Below are 24,190 nucleotides of genomic sequence, written 5' to 3'. Positions count from 1 at the left end.
ATGTACTTGACAGTAAAAGAGACGGCAGCCTATCTGGATCTGCCGGAATCATTCATCCTGGAAAAAATCTCTGAAGGCAGAATACGCGCCGTTCACAACGGCGAGGAATACATGATCAACAAGGAGCAATTCCACTTTCATCTGGAACAGATCAAGAAGCTGAAAGAATTCGAGCGTGAAGAAAAATTTGAACCGATTCCGGAGAGTTACGATTACAAGGATGAGGACTAGCACTTCCCTTAACCATGATAAAGCCGGTTATCTGCGAGCGGAGTGTGTGCCATGAAGCAGGCCGAGGCTGTAGTCTACTGCCGGCAGCGTATAAGCCGGCTGCCGAGCCGATCAGCCACAAGGGTACCGCACCCAAAGTGGCATTGGATCAAAATTTCTTGCCGCTCCTTGGCCAGAACCAGCTCGAGGGGTTTCATATTTCGCTAGGAACCAGCAAGGAAGCCGTTATCAAAAATGATGGCGGAACAGTAAATCAAAACGTTAAGGCGCTTGCCACGGTGCAGAGGTCCGGAGTACAATCCTGCCTTTTGTCGCAAACTACTGTTGAACCAGGGAAAGGCAGGGATTTGCATGCAGAGCATCAACAGCAGAATCGAGGGACAGACAGGCGAATTTGGCAGGATGAGCGAGATGCTGGCTGCGGACGGCTTTACACTGGCCAGCAATTGGGATTATGACAAAGGTTTTTTCGACAGACAGTTGGACGATAAAGCGATGGTCTTTTTGCGAATCCCCTTCGTCGTTCAAAGAGGCGTCCTGGACGAAGCAGATGCTGACATTGAACTGCACAAGCCGTTTGTCCTCAAACACATCTACCAGACCGGCGTGGACGAGGATGTTAGCGCCTATACAGGGCCGATTGCCGCGCCGATGCTGGACCAGTTTCAAGAGCCGCTCGAGAAAGACGCCGAAGTCGAGCCTGAATGGGTGGAAAAGGCTGCAGACGTGCTGCGCATGGTCGAGTCGCGCTTTAGCTGAGGGTAATACACGGGAAACGGGTGAGGGCGTCTGAATGCTCACCCGTTTTCTGCTGTTCGATGCCGTGATTTTGCACATGTGGTATAGTGTAAGCAACGAAGAATAGAGTGAGGCCGGTTACATGAAAATTGCTATGGTATTGCGCAAAGACGAATATACGCGTGAAGTGGAACAACTGGTAAGAAAAAAACTGCTGCAATCCGGGACGTATCAGTTCGTCACCGATCCCGCCGCAGACCCGGATCTCGTCTTGTCGATCGGGGGAGACGGCACATTTCTGGAAGCGGTGCACCAATACGGATTTGCCCCCCATTACGTTGGCATCCACACCGGTCACCTGGGTTTTTACGCGGATTGGCGTCCGGATGAGATCGACCAATTCGTTCAGGCGCTGGACGAAGGAAATCCGGTCATAGTGGAATATCCGACAGCGGAGTGCCAGATTCATACGGCGGATGGGAAGACCCATACGGAATGGGTGATCAACGAAATTGTCCTTCGCAATGCCTCTCTCTCCACTCTGGTCGTAAGCGTGTTTATCAATGGCAAAGAGTTTGAGACTTTTCGCGGGGACGGCCTGATCGTCTCCACGCCATCCGGAAGCACCGCCTACAACAAAGCGGTGGACGGGGCGATCGTCCATCCTTCCATCGAGGCGATACAGCTGTCCGAAATCGCGTCGATCAACAACCGTATGTACCGGACAATCAACAGTTCGCTGGTACTGCCCAGGCACCATGAGATTGAACTGATCGTCATGAATCCGCAGATCATGATCGGTCTGGACCGCGAGCAAGATGTCTGGAAGGGCGTTCGTTCGATTACCTGCCGCGTCGGTAGCCGAAAAGTGAAATTCGCCCGGTACAAGCAGCTGTCTTTTTGGGAAAGGGTACGCAAATCGTTTATCTCGGAATAGTGGAAAGACACATGACAGGAAAAACCGACTTTTGAGCATGTACAAGCCTCAAAAGTCGGTTTTCGTCTTTTTTATCTTATCCTTTTGTAACCGGTATTTCATTTAAACAAGTGTGGCAAACCATCTTCCCTTTAAAATGGGTAACATTGTCTGCCATTCCGCAAAAGATGCAGGCAGGGGCGTATTTCTTCAAGATAATCCGCTCGTTGTCGACGAAAATTTCCAAGGCGTCTTTGATGTCGATATCGAGAGTTCGTCTCAGCTCAATCGGAATGACGATTCTTCCCAGTTCATCCACCTTTCTTACAATGCCTGTCGCTTTCACGTATGTATTCCCCTCTCATTCTTTTTTCCACAAGCAAAATTTGCTTTGTTGGTTTTTATTTTACCAATATTCCTAATAATTGTCACATGATAAATGCTGTCTTTTCATCGAGTCGAGATGCCAGCCAGGCCTTGCCTGCCGACAGGCTAAAAAAATCACGCGAGGGTAGGCATAATGTAGTGCTTTTGGTTGAACATAAGAGTTGTAACGTAAGGAGGTGACTAGTCGTGACTGTAGCCAGCCAGGTAAAACAAACACTTGCCAGCCTGAAAGGCGCTCAGGCTAACTTGGAAACCTTTGCGCTCAACACCCAAAACAAGCAGGCGAAGCAGCTTTACACCCAAGCAGCCCAAACCACACAGTCCATTTGCGACACCTTGGAACAGCGCGTAATGCAGCTGGAGACTGAAGAGCCGCAATACAAGGGGTTTTAACGAATCCCTGCCGGGAGAGGCCACCCTCTCCCTCTCTTCTCTGTAATAGGAGCAGATCTAGCCGCAGCATCCTGACGTTGCGTCCCAAAGCTTCCTTGTAGAAGAACCAGCTTCTTCGAAGGGTTTCAAACGAAGCTTTTCTTACCTGTAGAGGAGGTTGCCCAATGCCCGAGTGGCTTAATATCGTCGTCCGGTCGATCGGATCACTGCTGTTCTTATTTTTACTGGCAAAAATTCTTGGCAAGCGTCAGCTTCGGCAATTGACATACATCGAATACATTGTCGGAATCTCGATTGGCGAGATCGTCGGATTTATCGCGACCGATCTGGAAGGTTCCTGGCAGATGGGTTTCTTGGCCATGGCGATCATCGCGATGTTTCCCGTGGCCCTGCAGTGGATTTCGATGAAAAGCAAGCGCATTCGCAACATCGTGGAAGGCAACTCTACCGTTTTGATCAAAGACGGCAAGGTATTGGAAGACAATATGAAGAGAGAGCGGCTGTGCACCGACGATTTGATGGAGCATTTGCGAATGAAAAACGTCTTTCGCGTCGCGGATGTCGAATTCGCCGTACTGGAATCGAATGGTGATGTAAGCGTCCTGCTCAAGGCGGAAAACCAGCCGCTTACCGCCAAACATTTAGGCATTACACTTTCGCCGGAACGAGAGCCGCAGACGGTGATCATGGACGGGGAGATTATGGACGAACCGCTTGCCACCATCGGCCTCAATCGCGGCTGGCTCAGAACGGAGCTGGAAAAGGCAGGTGTAACGCTGGAGAATGTCTTCATCGGGCAGGTCGACAAAAACGGGGAGCTCTTCCTCGATCTCTACGACGACAAGCTGAAGGTTCCCCAGCCGCAAGTGCCAAAAGCGACCTATGCTACCTTGAAAAAGTGCCAGGCGGACCTGGAATTGTTCGCTTTGTCGACACGAAGCGAAGAGGCGAAATCCAGGTACAGTTGGGAAGCGAAGCGGCTGCAGCGGGTGATCGACGACCTGGTTCCGCTGTTGACCCGCTAGTGAAGAGAGTGAAGGTGATGAAGAATGGCGAACAACAAGAAAAAGAAGCTGACTCCGACACAGCAGCAATACCAGGAACTGGCGAAACGGCATGAGCCGCCCCGTCCGCTCGCGAAAAACTTCGTCCGCGCTTTTCTCGTCGGGGGAGTGATCTGTTTGCTCGGTCAAGCGATCCAGGAGGTGTTTATCCGCTATTTCCACTTCACGGAGAAGACAGCAGGCAGTCCGACACAGGCGGTGCTCATTCTGATCTCCGTCGTCTTGACGGCGGTTGGCTTGTTCGACCGGATCGGTCAATGGGCGGGAGCAGGAACGGCGGTACCTGTGACTGGCTTTGCCAATTCCATCGCTTCGGCAGCGATCGAACACAAGAGTGAAGGCTACGTGCTCGGCGTTGGCGGCAACATGTTCAAGATAGCCGGACCGGTTATCGTATTCGGCGTTTTTGCCGCGTTCGTGATCGGGTTGATCAAGACGCTGATTACAATGGGGGGCTGAGCAATGCTTGTAGGGCATCAAACATGGGTGTTTCCCACAAGGCCGGTGATCCTGTCATCGGCGGCGATCGGCGGTCCCTTTGAAGCGGAAGGGCCGCTTTCCAGCGATTTTGATACGCTGCACGGGGATACTTTTTTGGGTCAGGGCAGCTGGGAAAAAGCGGAAAAAGCACTGATGGAGGAAGCCTGCGATAAGGCGATTGAGAAAGCGGGGCTGACGAAGGAACAGGTGCATTTTTTCCTCGGCGGCGACCTGATGAATCAGATCATCTCATCCAGCTTTGCCGCCCGGACGCTGACGATCCCCTATCTGGGACTGTTCGGGGCCTGTTCCACAACGATGGAGGGCTTGGCTCTTGCCGCCTTGATCGTCGACAGCCAGTCGGGCGACTACGTCTTGACCGGTTCGTGCAGCCATAACTCTTCCGCGGAAAAGCAGTACCGCTACCCGACGGAATACGGCGGACAAAAGCCGCCGACAGCGCAGTGGTCTGTCACCGGAGCGGGCGCGGCATTGGTAGGCAGCAAAGGGAATGGGCTGCACGTTACCTCGGCGACGATTGGCCGCGTAGTCGATATGGGGCTCAAGGACCCGTTCAACATGGGAGCGGCGATGGCCCCGGCAGCGCTCAACACGATTGAAACCCATTTCCGCGAACGCCAGCTTCCCCATGACTATTACGATCTGGTCGTCACGGGCGATCTGGGCCGGGTCGGACACGGGATTCTTTCCGAACTGCTTCCCAAGCATCAGATCAACCTGCCGCTTGACCGGTACCGCGACTGCGGCATGCTCATCTACGGGGACAACCCCAGCGTTTGGTCGGGAGGCAGCGGAGCCGGCTGCGTGGCATCGGTTACATACGGACATCTCTTTCGCAGCATGGAAAAAGGGGCGTGGAAGCGGATCCTGGTGGTAGCGACCGGTGCCCTGCACTCGCCGATGACCTATCAGCAGGGGGAGAGCATACCCTGTATCGCACATGCTGTCTCGATCGAATCAGCATAGGAGGAAAAGGACGATGATCTTTGTCTGGGCTTTTATCGTCGGAGGTATCATATGCCTGATTGGTCAAATTCTCATGGACGTGGTCAAATTGACGCCGGCCCATACCATGTCCCTGTTGGTAGTGGCGGGAGCCATTCTCGACGGATTTGGACTTTACGAGCCTTTGATCAAATTCGCCGGAGCAGGGGCATCCGTGCCGATCACCAGCTTTGGCAACGCGCTGGTTCACGGTGCGATGGCAGAAGCGAAGCGCGACGGCATCATCGGCGTCGTCACCGGGATTTTCGAGGTGACGAGCGCCGGGATATCCGCCGCGATCGTGTTCGGTTTTTTTGCCGCCCTGCTGTCCCGGGCCAAGGGCTGACTCAAGCGGTCTCGATGGCCGACAAAAAAACGCGGGGGCTTTTTTCCCGCGTATTATTGTCGCTTCTGCTGTTTGCGCCGACGGCCGCTCTCACCCTGATTTTCCCCGGTGTGAAGATCGTCAGCGGCTGTGCTGCTCGTCAGCCCTGTGACCGCCAACCCTTTTTCGTTAAGCGGATCAGGCGTCGTTCGCTTGCTCATGCTGGTCACCTCTTTTTCCGGATGTAATGCTAGTTTGGTACTGGAGGAGAAGCCGTAACCATCCAGATTTTGACCGGCGGCTTCACCAGCGTCCCAACCACTGTGTCAACAGAATTGCTGCCCCAAGCAGCCAGACGTACAGGACAAAGCCCCTCATCGTCCCGCCGCTGACGATCCGCACCATCCAGCGGATCGCAAAATAGCCAAACAAGGCGGCAAACCCGGTTCCGACCAGCATCGGCAAGAGTGACACGGATTGTGGCTTGTCGTCCAGCAAATCTTTGGCTGACAGGGCTGTTGCCCCGAGGATCGCCGGCAGCGACAGCAAAAAGGAAAACCGGGCGGCATCTGCGCGATTGATCCCGCGCATCAGCGCGCCGGCGATGGTGAGTCCGGAGCGGGAAATCGCGGGAAGAATCGCGGCACCCTGCAGGGTCCCGATCAGCAAGCTGTCGAGATAGCTGATTTGCTCAAACGAGCGCCGTCCCTTTGGCAGTGACTCGACTGCCCAGAGAATCAGCCCCGTCGCGACGAATTCAAATCCGATCGTCTGGCCGGTGCGGGAAGTTTCTTCAAAATAGTCTTTAAACACCAGGCCGATCACTGCGGTCGGAATCGTCCCGGCGATCAATAGCCTTGTCAAACGGCTGAACGGATGGGTGATGATGTACTTCACCTCCGGCCAAAAGGCGATGACGACGGCAAGCAGCGTCCCAAAGTGAAGCAGCGTGTCAAACAAGAGACCAGCCTCTCTTAGCCCAAACAGCTTGCCGAACAAAACCAGATGGCCAGTGCTGGAGATCGGCAGGAACTCGGTCAAGCCTTGGATGATCCCAAGGAAAATCGATTCAACCATGTCAGGCATGTTCATCTCTCCCGATACATTTTGCGGCTGGACGGACAGGGCACTCTGTTTCATCTCTATGACAGCCGCAGGCCGGACATGCCTGATTTCTTCACGGCCGCTGTTTTTACGGTAGGATGGCGTCAGCCGTTTGTGTATAATCAGGAGGTTACAGGTAAATTCTACATTAATGAATGGCGAGGAAGTGGTACTGTGAAGCGAACATCTCCCGAAAATCGGCTGCAGGCCGGAACGGTGGCAACCATGGAGGTTGTGCGAACGGCGGCGTTTGGCTATTTTCTGTCAGACCGACAGACAGAGGTTCTCCTGCATCACAATGAAGCGACCAGACAGCTGACCCAAGGAGAACGCGTGGAAGTCTTTCTCTACCACGATCACCAGAATCGGCTTGCGGCCACGATGAAAATGCCTTTTGTAGGCCTGGGGGAGTACGGCTGGCTGGAGGTAGTTGACGTCAATCCGCGGATGGGCGTGTATTTACATAACGGCATCGCCAAAGACCTTTTGCTGTTTAGGGACGATTTGCCGAAGCGGCGCGAAGAGTGGCCGCGTGTCGGTGACAAACTGCTCGTCACCCTGCAGCTGGACAAACGGGGGAGACTTGCGGCAAAGCTGGCCGGTGAGGAGGAGATCGGCAGGATCGCGGTCCCGGCAGCTTCCGATCTGATGAACAAGTGGTTGGATGGCACGGTGTACAAAGTGATTGGCAGCGGCGCGTTTGTCTTTACCGAAGGGGAGCACATCCTGTTCATTCACCGCGAGGAGATGACCAGTCCGCTGCGCTTGGGCGAGGATGTGAACTGCCGGGTCAGCTACGTGAGGGAGGATGGTCGGCTCAACGGTTCGATGCGCGCGCGAAAGGAACAGCGGTACAGCGAAGATGCCGCACTGCTGCTGCGTTATATGACGAGTCGCGGCGGCGCCATGCCGTATACAGATGATACCCCTGCCGAGATTATCAAGGAAAAATTCGGGATCAGCAAAGCTGCTTTCAAGCGGGCGCTGGGCAAGCTGTTGAAAGAGCGAATGATAGAGCGGGAGCCGGGGTGGACTCACCTCAAGCGGGAGGTACTGCACAAGAGCCTGCAAGAGGAAACCACCGAGTGAGCTTTTATTTTTATTTAGGGAATTTAATCAGATAGAACCAAAAATAAATTGTGGTTAAACTATTATCGTTTTTATTTCATATGATTTTGATCTGGAGTAAGCTTAAAAAAAAGATCGACATCAAGGGGGAACTATCTTGAAGAAAAACGTGTTAGTGTTAGCCAGTTCTATTATGATTCTCGGTGCTGCACTAGCTGGATGCGGATCGGCTCCGGCAGGCGATTCCGCTGCACAAAGTTCGGCTCAAGCGGGCAGCACCGGTGGAAAAGATTTGCGCATCAACATTCCTTCCGAACCTCCCACCATTGATCCAGGCTTGGCGGAGGACTCTACGTCCAACACGGTCATCAAGGCGATCTTCGACGGATTGTACCGCCTGGACCAAGACGGCAAACCGCAGCCATCCGTAGCGGAGGGGGTAGACGTATCGACTGACGGACTCACGTACACCTTCCATCTGCGCGACACCAAGTGGAGCAACGGCGACCCGGTTACGGCGAAAGACTTTGAATTCGCCTGGAAGCGGGCACTTGACCCGAAAACAGCTTCCAATTACGCATACCAACTCTATTATCTGAAAAATGGCGAAGCTTTCAACAAGGGACAGGCCAAAGCCGACGATGTCGGGGTCAAAGCCAAGGATGACAAAACGCTGGTCGTCACTTTGGAAAACCCCACACCCTTCTTCCTGGAGCTGACAGCATTTACCACCTATCTGCCGGTAGACCAAAAAGTGGTAGAGGCAAATCCGAAGTGGGCGAATGAAGCTGACACGATCGTGTCCAACGGCCCGTTCAAGATGGACACTTGGGAACATAAAAGCAAAATCACGCTGTCCAAAAACGACAATTACTGGGACAAAGACGTCGTCAAATTGGACAAGATCCAAATGAGCATGATTGACGCCGATGACACGGTCCTCAACATGTTTGACAACGGTGAACTGGACTGGGCTGGCGCCCCGCTGAACTCGCTGCCGACCGATGCCATTCCGGCATTGAAAGACGCAGGCAGACTGCATATCTACCCGGTATCCAGCGTGTACTGGTACAAGTTCAACACGGAAAAACCGCCGTTCAACAACGCGAAGATCCGCAAGGCGTTCGCCTACGCGATCAACCGTCAAGCGATCATCGACAACCTCTTGCAGGCTGATCAAAAACCGGCACTTGGGGCCGTACCGACGTCGATGTCGCTCAACCCGCAGGGCTACTTCAAAGACAACGATGTCGAGACTGCGAAGAAGCTGTTGGCGGAAGGCATGCAGGAGTTGGGCATTGACAAGCTGCCGCCGATCACCCTGTCCTACAACACCAACCAGGGGCATCAGCAAATTGCCCAAGCCGTGCAGGACCAGTGGAAGAAAAACCTCGGCGTCGATGTGAAACTGGAAAACCAGGAGTGGAAAGTATACATCGACTCGCTGCATCAAGGAAACTATCAAATCGGCCGGATGGGCTGGAACGCCGACTTTAACGACCCGATGACCTTCCTCGATGCGTTCAAGGAGAAAAACGGCGGAAACAACGATACCCGCTGGGAAAATCCGAAGTACAAAGAACTGCTGGATCAGGCGCTGAAGGAAGTGGATATCGAGAAGCGCAAAGCGCTGATGAAAGAGGCTGAACAAATCCTGATGGATGAAATGCCGGTGGTGCCGATCTACTTCTACACCAGTTCTTATGTGGCCAATCCGAATCTGAAAGGCGTCGTGACCGACCCGTTCAACCATATCGACTTCAAGTGGGCATCGCTTGAATAAAAACTGAATCAACCTGAGCCCGGTGCGATGCCGGGTTCTTTTTGCGTGCCACATCCCTGATGCCTGATGGAAACCGCATCCCGGCCTGCGCTAACATGAAAACAACCTACCGTGTAAGAATCTATCCCCCAATGCGAATTGGCACCATTCCCGCTTTATTTTTTTCGTGGCACCCATCGTCAGATCGGCCGGCAGGAAGAGCGCGTCGAGCGGGTGATGGACATTGTTCTTCAAAGCAAAAAACCGCGGGGTGCTTCCCCGCGGTTTTAATCTACCCGTTCACTTGCAACTGCTGGGGCGCCGATTTGGCCCGGCGATACGACAGGAAGAAGACCGCTGCCAGAATCACGATCCCGATGGCGTCGCTCCACACGCCGGGTACGATCGCGCACAAACCTGCGGCGATCGAGGCGATCCGCTCAGCCGGATTTAACCTGGACATCCAGAAGCCGATCAAACCGGCACCGACGCCGATCATTCCCAGGACGGAAGTAAACATGACCCATAGCGACTCCATGAATGTCGTGTCGATCAAGAGCAGCTGCGGCGACAGAACAAAGATATACGGCGCCAGGAAAGCCGCTATCGCCAGGCGTGTCGACTCCACCCCGGTCTTGATCGGCTTTGACTTGGCCAGACCGGAGGCGGCAAAGGCGGCAAGCGCGACCGGAGGCGTAATGTCGGCGACAATTCCGAAGTAGAACGTAAACATATGAGCCGACAAGGCCGGAACACCCAACTGGATGATCGCCGGAGCGGCAATCGTCGAGGTGATGATGTAGTTGGCGGTGGTCGGCGTGCCCATGCCCAGGATCAGAGAAGCGATCATCGTGAAGAACAGGGTCAGGAGCAAGATGCCGCCGGACATCCCGATAAGGCCGTTGGCCAGCTTCAAGCCGATACCGGTCAAAGTGACCGTACCGACGATGATCCCCGCGCAGGCTGTAGCTGCGACGACTCCCAATGCCGTGCGGGCACCAGCCGCCAATGCCTCCAGAATGTCCTTGAACGACATCCGCGTCTCTTTGCGGAAGGCCCCGACGACGATCGAGGAGACAATCCCGCAGATGGCGCTGAATTCCGCCGAGCGGCCGGACATCAATACCCCGATGATGACGAAAATAGGGGCCAGCATGTACAGCTTTTTCAGGATCTCTTTCTTATTCGGGATTTCTTCCTTGCTAACGCCGCGCAGGCCCAGGCGCTTTGCCTCAAAGTGCACCATGATCCAGATCCCGGTGAAGTACAAGAGGGCAGGCAGTATAGCTGCCTTGACGATATCCCAGTAAGGCACGCCGAGAAATTCCGCCATCAAGAACGCGGCAGCCCCCATGATCGGCGGCATGATTTGCCCCCCGGTGGAGGAGGATGCTTCTACCGCACCGGCAAACTCCGGCCGGTAACCAAGCCGCTTCATCATTGGAATCGTGAAAGCACCGGAGGTAACGACGTTGGCGACCGAACTGCCGCTAATCGTTCCCTGAAGGGCGCTGGAGAATACCGCCACCTTGGCCGGGCCCCCGATGCGGCGTCCGGCTACGACCAGCGCCAAATCGTTGAAGTATTCGCCGATCCCCGTCCGCTCCAAAAACGCTCCGAACAGCACATACAGAAAGATAAAGGTGGAAGAGACCTGAAGGGGAGTCCCGAAGATCCCTTCCAGCGTGAAGAAGCTGTGTCCGATAATCCGCGCTTCATCAACCCCGCGGTGATGCAGGAAGCCGGGGATGTAACCGCCAAAGCGGGAGTAGAGCAAAAAGAGCGTTGCGATGATGGCGATCGGCAGGCCGACAACGCGTCTGGCCGCCTCGAGGACCAAAAGAATCGCCGCTCCTCCGACGAACAGGTCCAGCGTGTTGTAATTCCCTGTCCGCGTGACCAGTCCCTCGTAATCGTATACCCAGTATAAAGAGACGAAAACGGCTACCAGGCAGAGGATGATGTTGAGGATGCCCAACTTCTTTTTCCTGTTCTTTGCCCGGCCGGGGTAAAGCAGATAGATAAGTCCCAGTCCAAACGCAAGGTGGATCGGACGGTGAATTTGCGGCGGAAGCAGAAGGATTGTCGAACTCGCCAATTGATAAAGAGAGAATAGGACCAGTCCTGCAAAGACAACCCACTTCAGGACGCCGGAGTGTTCACGATAGGAAGACTCTTTATCGTATTGAGCTACCAGCTCATCTATTTCTTGTTGAGTCTGGGGTGTCGGATTACTCATGGTGATTAACCTCCCATCTGAGCTAAAAGTGAATGATTCTCAACCTTGACAGTGACGGACGAGCCGGGTTTGTCCAGTGTGCGAAACGGTATCTCGTGCCCCTCAAATAACAAGGTGTGGTTGGCTCGCACCTGCCCGATGAAGATGGGAAGAGCGGAGAAGGAATGATTCATGTGTTCGACAAAGAATTTCCCGTCTTGTTCAATCAGCTGTTCGCCGGGTGCCAGTTCACTGTTCATGCCGATCCCGTAGTCTTCAAACGACATGCGATACAGGACGATATCCGTATGGTGAATGCGGTAAAATTCTTCGACGGGAGTTCGATGTATCGAGTGGGTCCAGCGAATCCCGAATGTCGAGCCTTCCTTTACGGGAGTTTGCCACAGTAAACGGTTGGTTTTTGTGTCTCGTATGACCAATTCTGTTCTGAAAGGAAACAATAGTAAGGTGATGGTGACAGCGAGGAGCACTGCAAGGAAGGAGAAAAGGCGGAGTTGAATCCGCCCTTTGCTCTTTTTTGCTTGAGCCAAACCAGGCATGTTTACTTAACGCCTTTTTCTTCAAAGTATTTCTTTGCGCCCGGATGTACTTCCAGGTTTACGCCGGACAGTGCGCTTTCTACCCTGATCTCTTTCGATTTGACGTGATTCAGTTTGTCGGTGTTTTCGAAAATCGCTTTGGTAACTTTATAGACATCGTCTTCGGACAGGTCGCTGCGGACGACCAGCATCGCGCGAACGGAAACGGTGGAGACATCGTCTTTTACCGTTTGATAGGTATTTCCCGGGATTATCGTTTTTACATAGTAAGGATACTTGGCGATCAACGCGTCAACTTTGTCCGGCTCAATGGAGATGATCTTTACCCCTTTGGTCGCGGCCAATTCGGTAATGGCTGCCGTAGGCGTGCCCGCTGTCTGGAATGCGGCGTCCAGCTGGCCGTCCTGAATGGCTTTTGCCGAGTCACCGAAGGAGAGGCGCTGTACGGTCATATCGTCAAACTTCAGTCCGTATACTTCGAGGATTTGTTCCGCGTTGGCTTCCGTACCGCTTCCCGGCGCCCCGACAGAGACGCGTTTGCCTTTCAGGTCGGCTACGCTGTTGATGCCGCTGTCAGGCGAGACGACGATTTGGATGGTTTCATCGTACAGGGATCCAAGCGCTTTGAAGTCGAGCTTCCCGTCCTGCTCAAACATTTTTTCGCCCTTGCTCGCGTAATCGGCAATATCACTCTGCGTGAAAGCGATGTCAACGGATTTGTCGCGAATGAGGCGCATGTTTTCAGCTGATGCTCCGGTTACTTGCGCTGTCGTCGGGATTCCAGCTTTTTCTTTGATCTGTTCGGCCATTCCGCCGCCAAGCGGATAGTAAGTTCCGGAGGTGCCGCCTGTAGCAATAATCAGATCCTGGGCCGAACTGGCGCTGCTGCTTTCACCGCCGCCGGTTTGACTGCTGTTGCTGCTGTCACCGCCCGCAGGAGTGCTGCCTCCGGTGCTGCCGCCACCGCCGCCGCAAGCTGCCAGCAAAAGCATGCTCGACAATAGGACCGAGGAGAGTAAAACTTTTGCTTTTTTCAATGAGAAAGCCCCCTTTTTATATAAGATATTTGGACACAATTGTGACCATTTACCCTCTTATTTTAAGTCTGTCTAATGCGAACCTACAGAATACTACGAAAAGTGACGGAATGGGTAAAAACGAGAAGAGAGGAGAGACAAGGGGCATTTATATGATAAGATGTAGCTATTGGTGAAAAAGGAGGAACAAAGCGTGGACGGGAAACCAATTCGATACCCATGGCAATTGATTTATCGCGTATATCGCTACGTCAAACCACAGCTTGATGACACATTTGCAGCTTGGTATCGGCGAGCTGGGAAAATTCCTGACCGCGAGTTGAGGAAACAAGCTTTAGCCAGTATGGAGAGCAAAAAATTTCACTGTCAGGGGGGGACGGTCTACGCCACCCAAGCGATCCCCTACGTGGATACGCTGGTGCCGCTGATTGTCGCTTACCAGACGATCAGCGATTATCTGGACAATTTATGCGATCGCAGCACATCCCTGGATCCGCAGGACTTTCGTCAGCTCCACCTGTCCATGCAGGACGCCTTGACGCCCGATGCGCCGCTTCGGGATTACTACCGCTACCGGACAGAGAAGGACGATGGCGGGTATCTGAATGACCTGGTCAAAGCTTGCCAACAGCAGGTAAAAAAGCTTCCTTCGTATCCGATCGTACAGTCGCGCGTACTGGAGCTCTCGCTTTTGTACAGCGATTTGCAGGTATACAAACACATCGCCCGCGAGCAGAGGGAAGCCGAACTTCTCTCCTGGTGGGAAAGGTACCGCGCCGACCATCCGCACATCTACTGGCAGGAATTCTCAGCTGTGACCGGCTCCACGATTGGCATATTCGCCCTGCTTGTCCTGGCGACAAAAGAGCATGTGGAGCAGGCGGAAATCGAAGCGCTTAATTCGGCTTACTTCCCGTGGATATGCGGACTCCACATCCTGCTTGACTACCTGATCGACCTGGAGGAGGACAGGCAGGGCGGGGACCTCAATTTTGTCAGCTACTACCAGTCGGACGAAGAAGCGCTAACCCGACTGAGGTACTTCATCGAACAGGCCAAACGGAGCGCTGAAAAACTGCCCGATGCCGCCTTTCACCGCATGATTATAGACGGATTGGTCGCTTTCTACCTCGTCGACCGCAAAGTCAACCCCAGCCAACCGCAGATTTACGCCATTGCCAAACAGCTGCTGCGGCAGGCGAACGGTCTGACCTCCCTTTTCTTTTACGTGAACAGTTTGTTCGTCCGGCGTTAGCGGTTGTGCTTGCGCTTGTACATAAAGCCGCCGCCCATGAGCGCGGTTGCCGCGATCAGGCAGGCAAAGATCCCGATCACACTTTGTTCCCCGATAGCGATGCCTATTCCGACAAGGCTGAAAGCAACCCCGACAGCCAGTGCCAAGGTAACTGCTTGATAGCGATTCATTTCGTACGACCTCCTGTTTGCTATGAAAAGCTTCTATAAAAGCCTTTTAATCCGGATAAAAGCTTCCCCTCAGGTTCAAATGGAAGCTTTTCTTATTATACAGCATTCCGGCCTTCCGCAGGGAACGGACTCTGTGTCTTTCCTGAACGGTGTGATCGGTGATTTGACTTGAAAATGCCGACATGATTTAATAAAAGATATAATCGTAAATTTTCACAAGCTTGCGGACAGGAGGAAAGTTTGCTTGCGACAAACGGACAGCAAGCAAAATGCAATTGCTTCAAAGGAGGTGCACGTATGCTGTTTTCCCGCTACATTTGCCGATTTCTGAAAACATGTGCTTGTGTCGTGCTGCTTCTGTTTTCCTTTGCACCTGCCTCTTTGTTTTCCGCGGACAGTCAATCCTCCCAAGGCAGCTCCGCAGAGTATTTCTCGCCTCTAACCACCAATAAGGCAGCTGCCATCAGGCAAAAAATGTCCCTCAAATGGCATTGGCTGCTAAAAGTTTTGGCGTTTATCGCTTTATTCCCGCTGTTTTTGGCAATATCCTCCATAAATTCCATTCACAGACAGTTTTCTTTTATCTCTCTTGCGTTAAAACGTTTATTTCTCATGCCCATCAAGTGCACAACCACCTTCCTCGTGTAAATTCAATACGCCCTTTTACCTTAACCGAGCCATCTATTTGTTGACAGCCTGGATAATTGTCATGTGGGATTAATCCTCTGTAATCCGGGTTGAGAACTTGGATAAATAGCTGCAGCGTATGTAATTTTTATCCAAAATATCATATTGGAGGTAATCGCTATGACGATTCGAGAGTCTGATCTGCCGGGAATTGGCCGGAAATTTCAATTCGAGGCCCGCAGCGGAGAAAAGCTGGTCATTATCATTCACGATGACGGGCGCAGGGAGATCTATCATTTTGACAGCAAGGATCCAGACGAAAGCTTGTCCATGGTGACCCTGGACGACGATGAAGCCAGGCTGGTTGCCGGGATCCTTGGCGGCATGACTTACAAACCAAAAGCGATGGATACGATTGAAGTTACACTGGAAGATTTAGTCATTGAGTGGTACAAGATTGAACCTCACGCCATGTGTATCGGGAAGAAAATCGGGGAAATGAAAGTCCGGGAAAAAACAGGGGCTACGATCATTGCCGTGGTGGAAAAAGACCACAAAAAACAGATCAACCCTGGGCCTGATTACGTGTTTGCGGCCCATTCAACCCTGATTGTCGCCGGGGAAAGGCGGCACCTGAAAATGTTAAAGGAATACCTGCTAAAGGGGCTTGATTAGGCTCTCCCGGCTGTTTGCACTATCTGAATTCATCAGGAAACAGGGGGGATATGATGGATACTCTTATTTTCGAAATAGGGCTTGCCCTCGGGTTAATTACCCTTGTCGGCTTGATTTCCACCAAACTTCGTTTTTCCGTGATTCCGTTTTATATATTGGTCGGCATGGCGGTCGGGCCGCATGCTCCGCATTTTGGAATCATCGACCTGCGCTTCATTGAAAGCTCCGTGTTTATTGACTTCATGGGCCGGATCGGCGTTCTGTTTCTCTTGTTTTACCTGGGGCTGGAGTTCTCGGTAGGGCGGCTGATCAAATCGGGCAAGTCGATCCTCTTCGGCGGCTTGTTTTACGTGGCGCTCAACTTCGTCGCGGGACTTTTGCTCGGCTGGATGATGGGATTGCCGCTGAAGGAAACGCTGGTCGTCTGCGGGATTATGACGAGTTCTTCCACAGCGATCGTCGCCAAGGTGCTGGTGGACCTGAAGCGAACGGCCAATCCGGAGACGGAGATCATCATGGGCATGATTATGTTTGACGACTTGTTTATCGCGGTGCACATGTCCATCTTGTCCGGGTTGGTGTTAAGCGGGGCCACTTCATTTATGGGCGTGCTGTTCACTTCGCTGTCGGCCCTCATCTTCATTCTGCTGTTCCTGGTCATCGGCAGAAAAATCATCAAGTATCTCGACAAGCTGTTCAACATTCAGTCATCAGAATTGTTTTTGCTGCTGGTCGTAACGTCCCTCTTTTTGGTTGCCGGTTTTTCGGAGACCCTGCACGTGGCAGAAGCGATCGGCGCGCTGTTGATCGGCCTGGTCTTGGCCGAATCGAAGCACGTTAAGCGGATTGAACACCTGGTCTTGCCGTTTAGGGATTTCTTCGGCGCCCTGTTTTTCTTCAGCTTTGGCCTGACGATCGACCCGCTGTCCCTTGGCGGGGCCGTGTGGATGGCGTTGATCGCTGTGCTCTTGACAATCATCGGCAACCTCGTCGCCGGGATGCTCGCGGGGCGGATCTCCGGCATCTCCAATCGGGCCTCGGTCAACATCGGCTTTACCCTGGTTTCGCGGGGGGAATTTTCCATCATCATGGCCAATATCGGCAAGGCGGGAGGGCTGCTGACGACGGTTCAATCGTTCGCCGTTTTGTACGTGCTGATCCTGGCCGTTTTCGGCCCGCTGCTGACGAAGGAATCGAAAACCATCTACAACTTCGTCCAAAAGCTGGCAGCCAAAGGGCAGGGCCAGAGGCAACAAGGAAAGATGTGAGAGAAGAGAAGCTGGCAGCAGGCGACAGAGCATCGACCGTCGCCTGCTGCCAGCTTGCATGCTTCAACCGCCTCAGGACAAGAGCTGCTTGAACGCTTTGACATGCTGCCTTTCTCCGACCACGATGAGAGTGGAACCGCCGGCAAGAATTTGGTCGGGGCCGGGATTTATCTTCTTAGAATGTCCGGGCTCGATGACCGCAATGATCGTCGCCCCGGTTTTTTGCCGAACGGCTAACTGTCCGATCGTTTTTCCGACACACGCGGCCTGCGGTTCGACTTTATGCCATTCGATCACCAAATCGTTCAGGGTGATCTCGCTATTTTCCAGAGCTTTGGGCTTGTAGTTCATCCCTCCGATGATTCCGGCGATTTTCATCGCCTCCTCATCGTCGAGAGTGATGGTGGAAACGCATTCGTCAGGGTTGGTTTGATCGAGATGATAGATCTCGCGCCGGCCGTTGTCGTGAATGACGACGACCAGCTTATCCCCGTTGCGGGTTTCCATTTGGAATTTGCGGCCGATCCCTGGTAAATCGGATTCCCAAATGTTCAAAGCGCAAACCTCCTTTGCCAGCCGAAATGAACCAAATATTCCTTCCATTATACACAAGTGCATACATACAAGCCAGATGGTGCCGGGAGCACGGCTGAGCCGTTTTAGCTTTGCTCTTCCACGATGCCGTATTTCCGCAGTTTGTTGTAAAGCGTGCCGCGGGAGATGCCGAGCAGCTGGGCGGCGGCTTTTTTGTTGCCGTAGGTCTTGGTAAGTGCGGCCAGAATGCGGTTTCGTTCCTCGTCTTCGGGGACGAATGCGGCACTCCGGGCTGTGAGCGGCATCGATTGGACAGCTGCGGGATAGCCGCTGACAGGCTGCCGCACACTCTGGCTGCGGAAGGAAGCGGGAAGGTGCTCCGGCTGCACGATGCCGTCTTCCTGCAGGATGATCAGGCGCTCGATCATGTTGCGCAATTCGCGGATATTTCCCGGCCAGCCGTAATCGAGCAGCGCCTGCATGACTTCCGGCGCAATCCGCGGCACCGGTTGGTTGTGAGCGGAGGAGTACTCTTGCAAAAAGATCTGCACCAGCTCCGGCAGATCTTCTTTCCGGTCGCGCAGGGCGGGAATCTCCAGGGAGAACACGTTAAGGCGATAGTAGAGGTCCTCGCGAAACCGGCCTTCCGCCACCATCTGTTCCAGCTGGCGGTTGGTGGCAGCGATGATGCGCGTGTTGACAGTGATCGGCTCCGTCCCGCCCACGCGATAAAACTGCCGCTCCTGCAGCGCCCGGAGCAATTTCACCTGCAGCTCCAGCGGCAGCTCGCCGATTTCGTCCAGCAGCAGTGTACCGCCGTGCGCCAGCTCCATTTTCCCCGGTTTCCCCTTCTTTTCAGCACCCGTAAAGGCTCCGCCTTGGTAGCCGAACAGCTCGCTCTCGAACAAGGCCCCTGGAATCGCCCCGCAGTTGACGGCGATGAACGGCTTGTCGCTGCGGCGGCTGGCTTGGTGAATCGCCCGGGCAAACAGTTCTTTGCCCACGCCGCTTTCCCCGTACAAAAGTACGGTGGCATCTGTCTGGGCGACCTTTTTTGCCGTCTGAATCGCCTGCTGGATAGCGATAGAATGCCCTTTGATCGAATAAAACGGGTCGTCGGTTGCCTGGTAGCGGTTCATTTCCTGTTGCAGCGTGTGCAGATGGGCCGTGGTGTGGGCCAATTGTTCGTGCAGCCGGACGAGCTCGGTAATATCCTGTTCAATGGAGAGCGCTCCGATAATCTCCCCGTCCCTGCGAATCGGCGAAGAGTTGATCAACACGTGCCGATCCGGCCGGGGAATGTGGTACAGCCGCTTTACGGCCATCCCACCGCTAAGGGCATCCTTGAGGCGGATGGACTCACTGGCGAAGTGGCGGTCAAGCGGCGTGCCGATCACGTTGTCGCCGGAGATTTCATAGATGTGTTCGGCAGCCGAATTCCAGTAGAGTACGGTATTGGTCTTGTCGACAATCGTGGTCGCTTCGCTCATCGTATCCAGCAGCGTTTCCAACAGGACCGTCTGGTTGTCCAGGGCCTCCGTCAGCAGCATCAGCAGCTCGCTGAGCGGCAGCCATCCCACGGGGGTTTCATCGGCATCGGTTCCGATGAGGCAGGCGGGAAGTTCAGCCCGGCAGTTTTCCAGGTCGCTCATCAGAAGCCGGCAAGCCTCGCGCAGGACAAGCTGGGAATCGATCGGCAGAGCAGTGAGCGCCTCTGTATGGTGGAAGCTGACACGCCAAAGCGGATCGCCGCGTAAAATAACAGCATCGGGAGGAAAGGGCCTCAGAAACAGGCTCAAGGGCCGATTCGGTGAAAAGAGCGGCTTCAAAAGATCACATCCTCTACATGAAGAAGGTTTGTTTCATCACAAGTGTATAACATTAGACATTTCTTGTACATAAGTGTTAAAATATGAACATAAAGTGACGAAAGTTTGTCTGTTTTCTCTTTATTCTGCTGTTGGCATGGTACTTGCTATAAACACGTAGAGAAGGAATGACCAACAAGAGGGGGATAAAGCGGTGGAACAAGCAATGAGAAACTTTTTTCTGTTCCTGTCGAAAAACAAGTCGTTGAACGCAGCCGCTAAGAAGTGGGGGCTGCGCTTTGGGGCCACCCGATTTGTCGCCGGGGAGACGATTTCCGAAGCGATTCAGAAAGTCCGGGAGCTGAATGAAAAAGGCTTGCTTTGCACGCTGGACCATCTGGGGGAATTTGTCTTTCGCGAAGAAGAGGCAAACGAATCAGCCGATTACTGCATCATGACGCTGGAAGCGATCAGCGCATCGGCAGTAAACTGCAATCTTTCGCTCAAGCTGACCCAGCTGGGACTGGATATCAGCCGCGACTTGTGCCTCCACAACATGCGCCGGATACTGGATGCGGCGAAGAAAAATGGGAATATATTTGTGCGGATTGACATGGAAGATTACGCCCACAACGAAGTAACCCTGCAGATATTGGATGAATTGCTGCAGGATTACGACAACGTAGGCACGGTGATCCAGGCGTATCTGTACAAATCCGCAGACGACATCGAGAAATTAAAAGACAAACATGTCAATCTGCGGCTGGTCAAGGGGGCTTACAAAGAGCCCGAGGAGGTAGCCTACCCCGAGAAGGCAGATGTCGATGAAAACTACAAGAAGATCATCAGGCAGCATATCTTGAACGGCAATTACGCTGCTGTGGCTACGCACGACGACCAGATCATCCATTTCGTCAAGCGGTTGGTGGAGGAGCACAACATTCCCCGGGATCGCTTTGAGTTTCAGATGCTGTACGGGATCCGGACGCAGTCACAGGTAGAACTGGCCAGGGAAGGATACCGCATGCGCGTCTACGTGCCCTACGGCAACGACTGGTACGGCTACTTCATGCGCCGGTTGGCGGAGCGTCCCGCCAACGTCGCGTTCGTGCTCAAGGGAATGGTCAGCAAATAGAAGACGAGAGACAGGCTGTATGCGAATCGACAGCCTGTCTCTTTTCGATTCGAAGCTTTTTCTTATGGCGAAGTCTGCTTGAGCAAGCGCCTTTGCTCTCTGCCGGCCCTAAGGGCACCCAGCGCCTTTTCCATTGCCTTGACGCAGAGCAGCGAAACGACGTAAGTCGCGATGTAAATAGCGAACATGTACAGAACCGAAAGCGATCTGTGGAAAAAGACAGTCTCCAGACGATAGAAGGATTGGACGACCTTGTCACCGATGATGATAAACAGCGGATGGAGCAGATAGATGTGAAAAGTTAGCCCCTTTTTGAACGGGGGGTGAATGTAATCCACCACACGGTTCAGTATGGCTGCTCCGGACAAGAGTAATAGAAACGATGCGATGACGAATACCAGGTGATTCGCCGTGTAAAGCTTCGGCGACAGCACAAAGTAAATCGCGCCAAGCAGCGCCAATCCCGCTAACGTAAAGAGAACCAGACGATGTTTTTCCATGTAGAGGAAAATATTCTGCCGATACCAGTACAACAGGTGACCCAGGTACAACGTAAAGATCCAGGTCGGCAGGAAATGGCGAATGCCAAGCCCCATCCAGCCGTGGGCGACGACATTGATAAACAGATACTGCAGGACAAAAAACAGCAGACAGACGAGAAAAATGTTATTCTTGGTGATAAACCGGCGGAATGCGAAGGCAAATACGTAATACTGGCAGATCATAAATATAAAGTAGAGGTGTCCTGCGGTATTGCCGAAGAAAATATTTTTTACGTCTTCCAGAGTAGCAGGCACTCCCTTTTGCATGACGAAAAAGTACAGAATGCTGCTGAACAGAAACGGGAGGTACACATAGGTGAATTTCCCGGAGAAATACTTCTTCCCGCTGGCCTTTTTCCCCGTTAAACTGTGGGCAGTAAAAAATCCGGTAATCATGGTCAAGAGTACCGTGCCGTAACGACTGATTTGATTTAGCGCATCTTCCCAAAAGGACCATTGGATATATCCGCTGACATCGGCGGTGTAATGGCCGGCCAGAACAAGAAATGACGAGAAAAGCTGCAAGAGAAACAGCGAGGAAAACAATCGCTTGTCCGTGTACATTCCGAGCCCCCCGAAATAGATTTCCAGTCTTGGACGTCTGGGACGCATTATGTTGTATTATACCGTTTAGCCGGACAAATACAATGTAAAATAATGTAAAATGCACAAAGTGATCGCCTTCCTGACTCGGCAGAGGGAGCACAGACATAGGAAAAACGCCCGGAGAGCGGAAACAGCGCTTCTTCGGGCGTTTTCACGTGCCGTTACATGGTCCCTTCGGGCACTTCGCTGGATGCGCCCTTTTTGCTGACGTTGGACAGCGCCACGCCAAGCAGGATGAAACAAGCTCCGAGAAAGAATCCGAGGCTGAGATGTTCGCCCAGCAAAAGCCAGCCGAACAGCGTGCCGACGACCGGCTGGACGAAGAAGAACCCGGCAGCGCTTCCCGCGCTCATCAGCTCAAAGCCCTTGTTCCACAGGTAGAAAGCGACTGCCGTCGAGATGGCGCCGATGTACAGGATGCCGAGCAAGGTCTGCCAGCCAAGCGACCAGTTTACCGGTGTGACGGCGAGTTCCCAGACCATCAGTGGGCTGCTGAACACCAGGCCAAACAGCGCGGCATAAGCAGTCACGACCAGCGACGAGTAGACAGCGGTAAACCGCTTGCTCATCACCGTGTACAACCCCCAGCTGACTGCAGCGGCAAGCAGAATCAGGTTTCCCGAAAGCGAGGCACCGGTATCGCTGCTGTCGGGGACTCCCACCACCACCAGCACGCCTATGGTAGCCAGCACAATCCCGGCTATCTGGTAGAATGACAGCCTTTCGCGCAGGATCCAAACCGCGAACAGCGCGATAAAGGCCGGCGAAGCTGAGGTAATCAACGCGCCCATATGGGCCGTGGACAGCTTCGTGCCAAGGAACTGGGCGCCGATGGAGATCGTGACGCCGACAAATCCGATCGCCATCATGGCCGGCAGGTCTTCCCGCGCCACGTAACGCTTTTGGATGGCGACGATGCCGCCGAGGATGACAAGGGCAATGGCAAAGCGTATTTCCAAGAGAGTAAAAGGCGGGATGACGTCCAGCACCACTTTGCTGACGACGTAGACGCCTCCCCAGATCGCCGCTGCCAGCGACAGGCAAATGCTTCCCCAGAGTTGTTTTTTCCACTTTTCATTCATCACAGATACATCCTCCCGGTTCTCATGTAAATAAGAAGCTATTCTTGTGAGCCGGGGGAATTCAGTGAGCAATCCGCCTTCATTCCCGTCCGGCTAGGAGAGGAATGGGCCGGGTACATCACACTCGAACAATGTCTTGTACATGTGTTCACACCTCCTATCTCATTTCTCCGCCGTATTTTCTGATCAGCCCGATTTGACCGGCGTGATACCCCATGTGGTAGGTAAGGCGACCCAGCGCCTCGCGGGGAGTCAGGACGCCGATCGGAGCTTCGACAGGCACATCCCAGCTCTCATCCGGCAGCGACTGCATGGCATCCAGCAAATGGGCAAAGGACTGCTCCATAAATAACTGAAGCTGCGGCCAGTCGGTGTAGACGCCTTCGTCCTTGACCGGGCCGATCGTCGCCAAGGTCACCGATTCCGGCACCGGGCGGGCGAAGAACATGGAAGCGAAGCGGTACTCTACCTCGGCGATATGGCGAACGAGAAATCCGAGTGAATTAGACCCTGGCGCGACCTTCCACGACAGTTGTTCCGGCTGCATGTCAGACAGGGTTGCAAGATAGCGCTCACGGGCTTTTAGCCACAACGGCTGCAGCGGTGCAAACGACATGAAGAATCCTCCTTCAACAGTTGATGATGGAATAGAATTGTCTGAAAAGATGCTATATTGATTATAACGGGGAAAAGGAAAAAAGGCACGAATTTGGCGAATGGATCAACAGATTTCGTGAATCCTAATCAGGAGAAAGGGGTTAAATCAATGGAAAACGCGATAATGACAGTCGTTCGCTCCACGGAGGTAGACATGATCGGCCATTTGAACAACGCCAAATACCTCGAGTACATGGAATGGGGAAGAGTAGATTGGCTCCGCGTGGCGGGACTGCCCCTGGAAGAGGTTCAAACCAGGGGAATATTGCCGGTGATGGTAAACATCAACGTAAATTTTCGCAAGGAAGTCCGACTGGGTGAAGTGATCCGCGTCGTGACCAGGCCGCTCTCCCGCGGCAACAAGAGTTTCATCCTGCGCCACGAGCTTTTCGATGAAGCGGGCCGTATCGTCTGCGATGCCGACGCCACGATGGTCATGATCGATGCCAAGGCGAGAAAAGCGGCAGACATGCCGGAGGAGATCGCCCGCATCTTTGCGACTAATTAAACATTTTTGATTGACAAGTTGAATAAAGTTGGTGG

The 24,190-nt window shown here is 53.4% G+C and carries 28 protein-coding genes; 16 read left to right on the top strand and 12 right to left on the bottom strand.

Annotated features, from left to right (window positions below):
- From HGBM_RS12925 to HGBM_RS12915, 3 genes are all read left to right on the top strand, one after another.
- Entirely contained in the window at positions 1-231 is a 231-nt protein-coding gene (locus HGBM_RS12925; RefSeq protein WP_019121529.1) for an excisionase family DNA-binding protein, read from the top strand.
- Positions 232-582: 351 nt separating this feature from the next.
- On the top strand, positions 583-990 hold the full coding sequence (locus HGBM_RS12920) for a YugN family protein (protein ID WP_019121528.1): 408 nt from the start codon (positions 583-585) through the stop codon (positions 988-990).
- Positions 991-1,111: 121 nt separating this feature from the next.
- The gene (locus HGBM_RS12915; protein WP_019121527.1) at positions 1,112-1,906 is read left to right on the top strand and encodes an NAD kinase; all 795 of its coding nucleotides are present in this window, start codon (positions 1,112-1,114) and stop codon (positions 1,904-1,906) included.
- 76 nt (positions 1,907-1,982) lie between these two features.
- Here the strand turns inward: HGBM_RS12915 and HGBM_RS12910 are convergent, their stop codons facing one another.
- The gene (locus tag HGBM_RS12910; RefSeq protein WP_019121526.1) at positions 1,983-2,231 is read right to left on the bottom strand and encodes an AbrB/MazE/SpoVT family DNA-binding domain-containing protein; all 249 of its coding nucleotides are present in this window, start codon (positions 2,229-2,231) and stop codon (positions 1,983-1,985) included.
- A gap of 227 nt (positions 2,232-2,458) precedes the next feature.
- On the opposite strand from HGBM_RS12910, the gene HGBM_RS12905 reads away from it, so the two are divergent.
- From HGBM_RS12905 to spoVAE, 5 genes are all read left to right on the top strand, one after another.
- Complete coding sequence (locus HGBM_RS12905; protein ID WP_019121525.1) at positions 2,459-2,665, top strand: DUF1657 domain-containing protein; 207 nt, start codon at positions 2,459-2,461, stop codon at positions 2,663-2,665.
- 164 nt (positions 2,666-2,829) lie between these two features.
- Positions 2,830-3,690: a DUF421 domain-containing protein gene (locus tag HGBM_RS12900; protein WP_019121524.1), complete on the top strand. Its 861-nt coding sequence runs from the start codon at positions 2,830-2,832 to the stop codon at positions 3,688-3,690.
- 24 nt (positions 3,691-3,714) lie between these two features.
- Positions 3,715-4,188: a stage V sporulation protein AC gene (gene spoVAC, locus HGBM_RS12895; protein ID WP_019121523.1), complete on the top strand. Its 474-nt coding sequence runs from the start codon at positions 3,715-3,717 to the stop codon at positions 4,186-4,188.
- Positions 4,189-4,191: 3 nt separating this feature from the next.
- On the top strand, positions 4,192-5,196 hold the full coding sequence (spoVAD, locus tag HGBM_RS12890) for a stage V sporulation protein AD (protein WP_019121522.1): 1,005 nt from the start codon (positions 4,192-4,194) through the stop codon (positions 5,194-5,196).
- A 13-nt stretch (positions 5,197-5,209) separates the two neighbouring features.
- Complete coding sequence (gene spoVAE, locus HGBM_RS12885) at positions 5,210-5,560, top strand: stage V sporulation protein AE (RefSeq protein WP_019121521.1); 351 nt, start codon at positions 5,210-5,212, stop codon at positions 5,558-5,560.
- 53 nt (positions 5,561-5,613) lie between these two features.
- On the opposite strand, the gene HGBM_RS31085 is transcribed toward spoVAE, so the two are convergent.
- Positions 5,614-5,760, bottom strand: coding sequence for a hypothetical protein (locus tag HGBM_RS31085; protein WP_019121520.1), 147 nt, complete (start codon positions 5,758-5,760; stop codon positions 5,614-5,616).
- Positions 5,761-5,842: 82 nt separating this feature from the next.
- The gene (locus HGBM_RS12875; RefSeq protein ID WP_019121519.1) at positions 5,843-6,625 is read right to left on the bottom strand and encodes an undecaprenyl-diphosphate phosphatase; all 783 of its coding nucleotides are present in this window, start codon (positions 6,623-6,625) and stop codon (positions 5,843-5,845) included.
- 192 nt (positions 6,626-6,817) lie between these two features.
- On the opposite strand from HGBM_RS12875, the gene HGBM_RS12870 reads away from it, so the two are divergent.
- Together HGBM_RS12870 and HGBM_RS12865 are read left to right on the top strand one after the other, a co-directional pair.
- Positions 6,818-7,732: a CvfB family protein gene (locus HGBM_RS12870; protein ID WP_019121518.1), complete on the top strand. Its 915-nt coding sequence runs from the start codon at positions 6,818-6,820 to the stop codon at positions 7,730-7,732.
- Between the two features lie 136 nt (positions 7,733-7,868).
- Positions 7,869-9,494, top strand: a complete 1,626-nt coding sequence (locus HGBM_RS12865; protein WP_019121517.1) for a peptide ABC transporter substrate-binding protein — start codon at positions 7,869-7,871, stop codon at positions 9,492-9,494.
- Between the two features lie 271 nt (positions 9,495-9,765).
- On the opposite strand, the gene HGBM_RS12860 is transcribed toward HGBM_RS12865, so the two are convergent.
- From HGBM_RS12860 to HGBM_RS12850, 3 genes are read right to left on the bottom strand one after another with little or no spacing between them, the layout of a single operon-like run.
- Entirely contained in the window at positions 9,766-11,712 is a 1,947-nt protein-coding gene (locus HGBM_RS12860; protein ID WP_019121516.1) for a TRAP transporter permease, read from the bottom strand.
- 5 nt (positions 11,713-11,717) lie between these two features.
- A complete protein-coding gene (locus HGBM_RS12855; protein ID WP_019121515.1) occupies positions 11,718-12,251 on the bottom strand; it encodes a DUF1850 domain-containing protein in 534 nt (177 codons plus the stop codon).
- A 2-nt stretch (positions 12,252-12,253) separates the two neighbouring features.
- On the bottom strand, positions 12,254-13,288 hold the full coding sequence (locus HGBM_RS12850) for a TAXI family TRAP transporter solute-binding subunit (RefSeq protein ID WP_019121514.1): 1,035 nt from the start codon (positions 13,286-13,288) through the stop codon (positions 12,254-12,256).
- 193 nt (positions 13,289-13,481) lie between these two features.
- Here HGBM_RS12850 and HGBM_RS12840 point away from each other — a divergent pair, with 193 nt between their 5' ends.
- The gene (locus HGBM_RS12840; RefSeq protein ID WP_026074389.1) at positions 13,482-14,543 is read left to right on the top strand and encodes a tetraprenyl-beta-curcumene synthase family protein; all 1,062 of its coding nucleotides are present in this window, start codon (positions 13,482-13,484) and stop codon (positions 14,541-14,543) included.
- Here HGBM_RS12840 and HGBM_RS30780 read toward each other — a convergent pair.
- A complete protein-coding gene (locus HGBM_RS30780) occupies positions 14,540-14,713 on the bottom strand; it encodes a DUF5325 family protein (RefSeq protein WP_019121511.1) in 174 nt (57 codons plus the stop codon). The two genes, HGBM_RS12840 and HGBM_RS30780, sit on opposite strands and share 4 nt — an antisense overlap.
- Before the next feature lie 240 nt (positions 14,714-14,953).
- Here HGBM_RS30780 and HGBM_RS12830 point away from each other — a divergent pair, with 240 nt between their 5' ends.
- The 3 genes from HGBM_RS12830 (at position 14,954) to HGBM_RS12820 (ending at position 17,283) form a co-directional block, all read left to right on the top strand.
- The gene (locus tag HGBM_RS12830; protein ID WP_147512879.1) at positions 14,954-15,361 is read left to right on the top strand and encodes a hypothetical protein; all 408 of its coding nucleotides are present in this window, start codon (positions 14,954-14,956) and stop codon (positions 15,359-15,361) included.
- Between the two features lie 159 nt (positions 15,362-15,520).
- Complete coding sequence (locus HGBM_RS12825) at positions 15,521-16,015, top strand: cation:proton antiporter regulatory subunit (RefSeq protein WP_019121509.1); 495 nt, start codon at positions 15,521-15,523, stop codon at positions 16,013-16,015.
- Between the two features lie 53 nt (positions 16,016-16,068).
- On the top strand, positions 16,069-17,283 hold the full coding sequence (locus HGBM_RS12820) for a cation:proton antiporter (protein ID WP_019121508.1): 1,215 nt from the start codon (positions 16,069-16,071) through the stop codon (positions 17,281-17,283).
- A 72-nt stretch (positions 17,284-17,355) separates the two neighbouring features.
- Here the strand turns inward: HGBM_RS12820 and HGBM_RS12815 are convergent, their stop codons facing one another.
- Entirely contained in the window at positions 17,356-17,838 is a 483-nt protein-coding gene (locus HGBM_RS12815) for a cation:proton antiporter regulatory subunit (RefSeq protein WP_019121507.1), read from the bottom strand.
- A gap of 104 nt (positions 17,839-17,942) precedes the next feature.
- The gene (locus HGBM_RS12810; protein WP_019121506.1) at positions 17,943-19,646 is read right to left on the bottom strand and encodes a sigma-54 interaction domain-containing protein; all 1,704 of its coding nucleotides are present in this window, start codon (positions 19,644-19,646) and stop codon (positions 17,943-17,945) included.
- Positions 19,647-19,839: 193 nt separating this feature from the next.
- Between HGBM_RS12810 and HGBM_RS12805 the strand changes: the two genes are divergently transcribed.
- On the top strand, positions 19,840-20,760 hold the full coding sequence (locus HGBM_RS12805) for a proline dehydrogenase family protein (RefSeq protein ID WP_019121505.1): 921 nt from the start codon (positions 19,840-19,842) through the stop codon (positions 20,758-20,760).
- Positions 20,761-20,822: 62 nt separating this feature from the next.
- On the opposite strand, the gene HGBM_RS12800 is transcribed toward HGBM_RS12805, so the two are convergent.
- The 3 genes from HGBM_RS12800 to HGBM_RS12790 form a co-directional block, all read right to left on the bottom strand.
- Positions 20,823-21,866, bottom strand: a complete 1,044-nt coding sequence (locus HGBM_RS12800) for an acyltransferase family protein (protein WP_019121504.1) — start codon at positions 21,864-21,866, stop codon at positions 20,823-20,825.
- A 203-nt stretch (positions 21,867-22,069) separates the two neighbouring features.
- Entirely contained in the window at positions 22,070-22,990 is a 921-nt protein-coding gene (locus HGBM_RS12795) for a DMT family transporter (RefSeq protein ID WP_019121503.1), read from the bottom strand.
- A gap of 157 nt (positions 22,991-23,147) precedes the next feature.
- Positions 23,148-23,606, bottom strand: coding sequence for a DinB family protein (locus HGBM_RS12790; protein ID WP_019121502.1), 459 nt, complete (start codon positions 23,604-23,606; stop codon positions 23,148-23,150).
- 150 nt (positions 23,607-23,756) lie between these two features.
- Between HGBM_RS12790 and HGBM_RS12785 the strand changes: the two genes are divergently transcribed.
- Entirely contained in the window at positions 23,757-24,155 is a 399-nt protein-coding gene (locus tag HGBM_RS12785; protein WP_019121501.1) for an acyl-CoA thioesterase, read from the top strand.
- The last annotated feature ends 35 nt before the right edge of the window (positions 24,156-24,190 follow it).

The sequence above is a fragment of the Brevibacillus massiliensis genome, assembly GCF_000311785.1.
GTDB lineage: Bacteria > Bacillota > Bacilli > Brevibacillales > Brevibacillaceae > Brevibacillus_C > Brevibacillus_C massiliensis.
Note: the sequence above shows the minus strand (reverse complement) of the source record. Positions and strands in the feature narration are given on the sequence as shown.

Coding starts and splice junctions, on each gene's coding strand:
- HGBM_RS12925 (WP_019121529.1), top strand. CDS start 1: ATGTACTTGACAGTAAAAGAGACGGCAGCCTATCTGGATCTGCCGGAA.
- HGBM_RS12920 (WP_019121528.1), top strand. CDS start 583: ATGCAGAGCATCAACAGCAGAATCGAGGGACAGACAGGCGAATTTGGC.
- HGBM_RS12915 (WP_019121527.1), top strand. CDS start 1,112: ATGAAAATTGCTATGGTATTGCGCAAAGACGAATATACGCGTGAAGTG.
- HGBM_RS12900 (WP_019121524.1), top strand. CDS start 2,830: ATGCCCGAGTGGCTTAATATCGTCGTCCGGTCGATCGGATCACTGCTG.
- spoVAC (WP_019121523.1), top strand. CDS start 3,715: ATGGCGAACAACAAGAAAAAGAAGCTGACTCCGACACAGCAGCAATAC.
- spoVAD (WP_019121522.1), top strand. CDS start 4,192: ATGCTTGTAGGGCATCAAACATGGGTGTTTCCCACAAGGCCGGTGATC.
- spoVAE (WP_019121521.1), top strand. CDS start 5,210: ATGATCTTTGTCTGGGCTTTTATCGTCGGAGGTATCATATGCCTGATT.
- HGBM_RS31085 (WP_019121520.1), bottom strand. CDS start 5,760: ATGAGCAAGCGAACGACGCCTGATCCGCTTAACGAAAAAGGGTTGGCG.
- HGBM_RS12875 (WP_019121519.1), bottom strand. CDS start 6,625: ATGCCTGACATGGTTGAATCGATTTTCCTTGGGATCATCCAAGGCTTG.
- HGBM_RS12860 (WP_019121516.1), bottom strand. CDS start 11,712: ATGAGTAATCCGACACCCCAGACTCAACAAGAAATAGATGAGCTGGTA.
- HGBM_RS12855 (WP_019121515.1), bottom strand. CDS start 12,251: ATGCCTGGTTTGGCTCAAGCAAAAAAGAGCAAAGGGCGGATTCAACTC.
- HGBM_RS30780 (WP_019121511.1), bottom strand. CDS start 14,713: ATGAATCGCTATCAAGCAGTTACCTTGGCACTGGCTGTCGGGGTTGCT.
- HGBM_RS12825 (WP_019121509.1), top strand. CDS start 15,521: ATGACGATTCGAGAGTCTGATCTGCCGGGAATTGGCCGGAAATTTCAA.
- HGBM_RS12820 (WP_019121508.1), top strand. CDS start 16,069: ATGGATACTCTTATTTTCGAAATAGGGCTTGCCCTCGGGTTAATTACC.
- HGBM_RS12800 (WP_019121504.1), bottom strand. CDS start 21,866: ATGTACACGGACAAGCGATTGTTTTCCTCGCTGTTTCTCTTGCAGCTT.
- HGBM_RS12795 (WP_019121503.1), bottom strand. CDS start 22,990: ATGAATGAAAAGTGGAAAAAACAACTCTGGGGAAGCATTTGCCTGTCG.
- HGBM_RS12790 (WP_019121502.1), bottom strand. CDS start 23,606: ATGTCGTTTGCACCGCTGCAGCCGTTGTGGCTAAAAGCCCGTGAGCGC.
- HGBM_RS12785 (WP_019121501.1), top strand. CDS start 23,757: ATGGAAAACGCGATAATGACAGTCGTTCGCTCCACGGAGGTAGACATG.